General features: G+C 36.5%; 4 protein-coding genes. All 4 read left to right on the top strand.

Annotated elements, in window-relative coordinates; genetic code table 11:
• The coding region (locus BBI01_RS22765; RefSeq protein ID WP_498365966.1) for a phage tail-like protein at positions 1-365 on the top strand (365 nt) is incomplete at its 5' end.
• A 204-nt stretch (positions 366-569) separates the two neighbouring features.
• Positions 570-1,106: a TetR/AcrR family transcriptional regulator gene (locus BBI01_RS07945; protein WP_065394120.1), complete on the top strand. Its 537-nt coding sequence runs from the start codon at positions 570-572 to the stop codon at positions 1,104-1,106.
• Between the two features lie 59 nt (positions 1,107-1,165).
• Positions 1,166-2,008 carry a tail fiber domain-containing protein gene (locus tag BBI01_RS07940; protein ID WP_165602233.1) on the top strand — a complete coding sequence of 281 codons (843 nt, stop codon included), beginning with the start codon at positions 1,166-1,168 and terminating at the stop codon, positions 2,006-2,008.
• 88 nt (positions 2,009-2,096) lie between these two features.
• Complete coding sequence (locus tag BBI01_RS07935; RefSeq protein ID WP_065394118.1) at positions 2,097-7,739, top strand: hypothetical protein; 5,643 nt, start codon at positions 2,097-2,099, stop codon at positions 7,737-7,739.
• Positions 7,740-7,815 lie beyond the last annotated feature (76 nt).

Raw genomic sequence — 7,815 nt, 5'->3', positions numbered from 1 at the left:
CATCTGGTGTTTTAAGTACTGCCGTGGATGGAACTTTTATTTTTGATACCAATGATAAAAAACTAAAGTTCAAACAAAACGGTATTTGGTTAGATCTTAGTAATACTGCTGCTATTACAAATGCTGTTGCACAGCCAGGAGGAACTGACGATTCTACAAAAAAAACAGTTATGGGAGCCAAAAGCAGCACTGTGGATGGTGCTTTAGTTTTGGAGTCTACAACAAAACTTATGGTTTTACCACAAGTGACGGACCCTTATAAAAATATTGTTAACCCTTCCGCGGGGTTAATGGTATATGATCCAATAAATGATGCATTATGTACTTTCAATGGAACTGAATGGACATTTTGGACATATCCATAAAAGCTCTTTTTCGAGTTATAAATGATGTCTTAGAATACAATCTAAATAATCATCATGAAATAATTTTGGTTTGATGTTAAATGACAGTGAAATTCACTGTCATTTTTTTATTTTATTAAAGCATAAAAAATATTTTTTAAGATTTTTTTAACAAACGTACCAGTCTGTTCATATTTTATTTACATTTGTGAAAAACATAAACCTATGCCACGACCTCGCGAAAGAATATTAAGCACTTCCCTGCTTTTGTTTCACAGACAGGGTTATAACCGTACCGGTATCAATCAGATTATTGAAGATGCTAATGTATCAAAGGCTAGTTTTTATCAACATTTCAGGTCAAAAGATGATTTATGCATTGAGTTTCTCAACAGAAGATATGAATATTGGGTATCTGAACTGGAAAAATTTATATCAGGAGTCCAAATCCTTGAGGAAAAAATATTAAAATCATTTGATTTTCTTATTTACATGAACGAGAAAGAGGATTTCCGGGGCTGCAGCTTCCTGAATATTTTATCTGAAATACCTGCGGATCAGATAGAAATTCATGATGTTCTCCGCTATCACAAAAACAAACTTCGGGATTTTTTTAAGGAGGAGATCAAAGATGAGACCTTATCAGATCATATCTATCTTCTTTTTGAAAGTTCAATATTAACCAGCCAACTTTACAGATCCAATGAATTAATTGAGACATCGAAAACCATTGTAAAAAGTATACTCACCTCTTCACACTAAGGAAATTAAATATATTCATTTAAAAAGCAATTAAAGAAACTATGCAAAACTCTACTTTCTTGCAGAATACTCATTCTGCAGTGTTCAGGCTATGCCTAATCGGAAGCACATCTATCAGTTCATTTTTCTACGCTCAAGCAGGCAGAATCGGGATCAATACACCTGATCCGAAAGCTACTCTAGACATTACAGCCAAAACAGACGGAACGAGACAGGCTGAAGGTTTAATGATTCCACGCCTTACAGGAGATCAGATCCAGACAATGACAGCCAACATCCAACCTGGAACAGAATCCTTGATGATCTATGCTACTGCTACTCCAGCTGCTCCCACTTCAAAGGTTGCCAAAATTACTCAACCCGGATATTATTTCTGGAATGGAAATAATTGGGAAAGTGTAGGGGTAAATTCAAATCTTTATACTGCCGATGGCTCTATCACTACTCCTTTGGCATCAAGAAATGTAGATCTTAATGGTAAAAATCTTGTTTTCTCCGGAACTGGAAGTGTTGGGATCGGTACTACCCCATCTGCAACTGCAAAATTAGATGTAGCTGGAACTGTGAAAGCGAGCGCTATAGATTATAATTCTGATGAGCGGCTAAAGCAAAATATCACGGAAATAAAATCTTCCAATGAAATCATCAACCAATTAAGACCTGTCTCCTACTTCTGGAATGAAACAGGAAAAAAGAAAGGCGGAAACACTCAGCTTCAATATGGGCTTATTGCCCAGGAAGTTGAAAAAGTACTTCCAAATATTGTCAGTACTGATAATGACGGTTATAAATCGGTGAATTATAATGAATTAATTCCTCTTTTATTGCAGACTGTTCAGAATCAGGGTAAAAAAATAGAAGAATTGCAAAAAGAAATACAACAGCTGAAGAAGACCAAATAATTTATAAGAAATTTCTTGATCTATTCAACTCAATTGAGAATTAAGCATTTATAGCTTAATTCATTATTAATCTTGTAATTCAAACCCCATGAAACTTAAATTATATCTCATTCTGTTCTTTCTGATCAGTCAGAGTATTTTTGCCCAAAATAATTATTACTGGGTAGGCGGCGCCGGCAGCTGGAGTGATCTGAACCATTGGCGTATAGGCTCATCTTCCGGACAGGCTGCTACCATTATTCCTTCACGTTATGATAATGTTTATATTACTTCAGGAAGTGGCTTTCCTGCAAGTGGTGGTACGTTAACTATTCCTTCATCAGCTACTTGTAAAGATTTCATTATAGACGATTCATTTACGACTAAACTAAGCTTTCCGTCAGCAAGTGTTTTTAATGTATACGGAAATCTGAAATGGAAGTCTAATGCCTCTGCAATATATAGCCTGAGTATGAATCTTTTCTCAGACAGTTCTAACCCCACTCCCAACCTGATTGATGTTCCTGATAATATGATTGATCCATCCTATATAAGCGGTAGTTATCAATCTTATTTTAATCTTAATGGAAACGGAACCTTCAAACTTGTTAAAAACTTTGCCAGTAATGGATTTTTCCTTTTTAACATCAATGAGAATGCTTTTTTAGATACTGATAATAAGAATATTAATACTATGGTATTCACCCATAGTTCTTCAGCAGCCTCAAATTTCAGATCTTCAACGGTGACTTCCACGAGCACAATGACATTAAACTCAGCAGCTAATCTTACCCAAGCCACCCTTTCATTTCCTGTTCTGAACATACAGACTACACAGAATATCAAAAAAATAGTCTTAACTGCTTCTGGCTATTCTCAAATATCAGGAGGAAATCTTCTGACGGTGGATGAAGTAGCAGGAGTAGGTACTGCAGGCGGTAGCTTTATCGGAACTCAGTTTAACTTCAATAAAGTTAATTTATATGCCTGTACCATTAATGCTAATTTATTTAAAGGTAATGACATGGTTCTGGGTGATGGAAGTGCTGATCTACAGGGAACCCGATTTGAAGTAAAAAACGTGACTCTGGGAAAGGGAAATAATATATTTCGAACAACACAGTTTGATATTAATAATCTTACTCTGAATGGTGGACAATACAGCTTCCGACAGACTACTTCCAATCCTTATTTTCAGGTGAACCAAACCCTTATTGCCAATAATTCATGTAACGGAATCATTCCAAAATTTGCAGCTGTAGAACCTACATTACCACTGAACCTGATTCTCCCGGCATCTATTAATGGAAACGGGAAAGCTTCTTTTAATGGTTATAATTTAGCTTCTGTAAGACTTACAGGAGGAGCTTCTATAACAGCAGGTATAGATGGAGGAACTAATACCGGCAATATCACCTACCCTGGGATCACGGCAAAAACATATTACTGGATAGGCGGTGGTGGTAACTGGAATGATCCGGCACATTGGTCGTTCACATCAGGAGGAACTTCTGCCAACTGTATTCCTATCATGTATGATGATGTAATCTTTAATGAAAATTCAGGTTTTACCTCAGGGAATAACATTATTAATAATGGCGGAACAGTTGCTACAATAAGAAATATGACCTGGAATAATGCTCCAGCCAACCCTGTTTTGAATATCAACACCACTTTGTATGGTAATCTTTATCTACAGAAAGAGATGTCTCTTCCTGCATCAGTTAATTTTATTAAATATAATGCAGGAGATCCGGCAGTCAATCGTTATATGAGTTTTGAAGGTCAGAAAGTCTATCAATTGACTATTTATGGTAATGATAACTTTTATCTCATGCCATCTAATTCAGGGACTCCTTATGATGTAGAAGTGGGCGGTGTTTTCAATTTTGATAACAATGCTTTGACGAGTAACCTATATGCAGATGGAAGAAAAATAAAAGCCGGTGAGCTTTGGCTGGGAGGTAACAGTGTTAATATAGATAATGCTTTGCTAAGCCAGACTGTCTTAAATATTTTAACAAAACAGACCATTACTGCACCTAATACCACTGCATACTTCCAAAATTACAACGGGCGTTATTATAGCTCTGGAAATACGAATCATTTTTTTGGTAAAACCTATAAGGAAGGAACTGCTATTGGATCTATACAGTATTTGAATACCGAGACTTTTCAAGTGAATAGTGGGGATATCAGATTTTTTGGAATCAATAAGACAAAAAATGCAGTCATTAATGCATCCTCTAATATTACAATGTCTGATGTTACAGCAAAGCTGACTATAACTGACAGTTGGCTATTCAATCGTACAGATTGTGATTTGATTCTTAATTTAACAGGTCAGGGTGGAAATAACCTGATCTTAGGGAACAATATTAACGGTAATGGATTTACAGAGCTGAACAGAATGAATATTTCTGGAATTAATGTAAGCTATATCACTCCGGTAGCAGGTGCTAAACCCATCAATGCGAAAAATTCTATTGACAATGGAAATAATTCCGGAATTAATTTCTTAGCCACTACTTCTAAAAACTTTTACTGGAAAGGAGGATATGGTAGCTGGAACGACCTCAGTCATTGGTCTCTGGACCCTTCAAGCGCTAGAACAACAGCAAACTGTGGTCTTCCTACCATCAATGATAATGTTTTCTTTGATCAGTATTCAGGATTTTCTACCACTGGAATTACAGCTATACAGATGACTAATGATGTTTCTGTAAATGATATTACATTCAGTGGATTAACTCCCGGAGCAAGATCTTATTTTGCAGGAAATAACAATTACTACAAAATGAATGTTAACGGAAATATGGTGCTACATGCCGGATATTATGATGCCGGATACTTCAGCGGCTTTACGTTTGTTAATATCAATAAACCTACAGGTACTTTAAAAAATGTAACTCCCAATGGTGCTTCAACTTCTTTAACCTTTTCAGGTGATGCTCAATGGAAAATGAACAGAGGAACATCACAGTATGATCTTAGCAGTAGCTCAAACATTTCCCAAACGGATATTGCAGGTAACATTTTGGATATTAGTGGTACCCTAATGAATATCAGCAATTTTAATTTAAACGGTGCAAAACTGATAATGGATAACGCTGATCTTACAGTGAACAACAGCTTTTCCATCAATACCAAACAACCCGTTGTAAACACGACCAACAGTGTGATCAAATTATTCAAATCCAGTGGAGGCTCTGAGGCTGATATTGCATTCAGTAATCAAAACCATTATTTTGAAAAAATAGAATACACCAATACGACAACTAATACAGATTATATTATTTCTTTTAATTTTCCTGGCGGAGTCATTAATAATTTTATCATCCACTCAGCAATAGCTTCAAGACTTGATAAGGTAAATCCTTCCATTCTTCTAAAAACATCAATGTCAGTCAATAATCTGACTATTGAAAAGAATAATAATGTTTCTTTAGAAGGCAATTTACAGGTAAGCCAATCATTAAAAATTCTGGGTGACTGTTTAGATCGTATTACTTTAGCTTCATCACCCGCTCAGCCGCGAACTTTAATCCTTCCTAATTACAGCTCCAATCCATCCAATTATGTAATAGATAAAGTACAGATAAAATCCATCTCTTCTTCTGGTGGACAAACATATACTGCTACATCAAGTACAGACCTTGGAGGAAATAGCGGGATTAATTTTCAGGATGTGATTCCTTCTGTATCAAGAAATCTTTACTGGATCGGAGGACAGGGATTATGGAGAGACCCTCAACACTGGTCATTAACTTCAGGCGGCACTCCGGTGTCTGCGTGTGATATTCCAACTGCAATTGACAATGTATTCTTTGATCAGAATTCAGGGTTTACATCCATTTTGAATAAAATACAGATCAGAGGAACTTATCTTTCAAAAGCTAATAATATCACCTTCAATAATGCCCCCAATCAACCGGTTCTTGATTTTACCACAGATGGAGGGAATCCTTATTATCTTAGTGTTTATGGAAATCTTACCTTACAAAGTGATGTAAAAGTAGTGGTTCCAATGTCTAGCTTTGGATTGACTCGTAATATCGTTATGTTTCCCGGAACTTCTACAGGAAGAACACGATATATTGATACAAAAGGTGCCTTTATACACCTGAATATTAATTCTCAGGATTATTTCGAACTGAAAAGTCCATATCAGGGTGATATTAATTTTCTTAATGCAGCAGGATTTAAGACCAATAACCATCCTATGACGTTGGTGAATTTCAGCTGGAATCAATCCATCAATAATAATCCGGTTGTAGATCTTGGGCAATCTGTCATTACAGGAACCAGAACTAATAGCGTGGGAACTCCAAATTATTATATGCCATCCCTTCCTTATTATAATTTTTACAGTCCTTATTTCCTTATCTCTTCTGGTAATAATCAGCTAACTGTAAATGCTGATGCAGCAAAAGCAGATATGGGATATTTTACGACCAATACTCCAACTGGTTTCAATTTTGGAGACCTTACAGTTTGGAAAGACGGAATTGTAAACACTGGAACAAAGGTCTGGAATTTCAACAAAATGACTTTCCTTGGTAGCACCACTACCAATAGTGTAAGTACATTGAGCTCTTCAGGAAAATACAAAACCTTGTATTTTAATCCTGGATCTTATCAGATAGAAAACAGCCAGACAGTCACTGAGAATTTATTTATGACAGGAACTCCATGTAACAGGATTTCCGTCATCAAATCAACAGCTGGGCAGAATAATATCAGTCTTGATCCTACGGCTACTTACACAATGTTCTATGCGTCTATCAGGGATATGAATTTCTCACGTCCGGTAAATGCTTTTGGAAACAGTCAGGATTTGGGAAATACCGTTAATCTTGCTATAGTTCCTACAGACGTTCAGGCAGCAGGTTTCGGAGGAAACAAAGTACTATGTGCTTCGGAATTCCCAAAAACTTATGATGCTTCAACGCTATACGGAACCGATCCTAATGCAACTTATACATGGACAAAACTAAATGCTCCAAACGCAGGAGTAATGAGCACAAGTCCCATAGTTACATTTACACAACCAGGAGATTACAAAGTAAGTGTTACTTATAGTCAGGATGGATGTAATATAACAGAGAATTTTACAATTTCTTCGGTTGCACTACCGGTAGACAGCAGTACATCTTCAGCAACAAGTGTTGTAAAGCAGCCTTCAGGAGATGTACAGGTAAAATTTAAAGGTTCTCTTGCTCAAACCTATATTTTCACTTACAGTGTGAATGGAGGTCCTGATCAAAACATTACTTCCGCAGCTAATGGTGAAGCTATTATTCTTCATCCAAAAGACCAGATCGGAACATTTGTGTATCGTCTGAAAAACATTCTGTTTGCCACTGGAAAATCTTGTCCGGCTGAAATCAGCAATAAAGAAATCTCAGTGAATGTAAACCCTGACTGCCCTACTCCGGGTGTCATGATGCTAATGGATAATGTACTGAGAGGCTGTACAGCTTCTACAGGAGCAAGACGTTTAACAGAGCTTACGCCTTCCATAGTATCTAACCCACCAACGGATGCAGGAGTAACCAGACTTATTTCAGGAACGGGAATTGTAGTAAAAGAAAATAATGAGGTATTTATGATCCGAAATACCGCTGCTTTACCTGAAACTCTTACCCTACCAAGCAATAAACCACATATTCAGGGAGCTATTATTTACCATAACGATCATTTCTATGAAGGTATAGAAAACGGTAAATGGATCCGAGTAGACAATGACTAGGATTTGCACTTTATAAAAACAGACTGATTATGCCGCATTGAATTTATTTCAATGCGGTTTTTTATTGGGAGAAACT

Origin of the sequence: Chryseobacterium artocarpi (assembly GCF_001684975.1) — a bacterium.
Classification (GTDB): domain Bacteria; phylum Bacteroidota; class Bacteroidia; order Flavobacteriales; family Weeksellaceae; genus Chryseobacterium; species Chryseobacterium artocarpi.
This window is presented reverse-complemented; position numbering and strand designations above follow the sequence as displayed.

Bases quoted from the DNA above. Each gene is read 5' to 3' on its own strand.
- BBI01_RS07945 (WP_065394120.1), top strand. From the start codon at position 570: ATGCCACGACCTCGCGAAAGAATATTAAGCACTTCCCTGCTTTTGTTT.
- BBI01_RS07935 (WP_065394118.1), top strand. From the start codon at position 2,097: ATGAAACTTAAATTATATCTCATTCTGTTCTTTCTGATCAGTCAGAGT.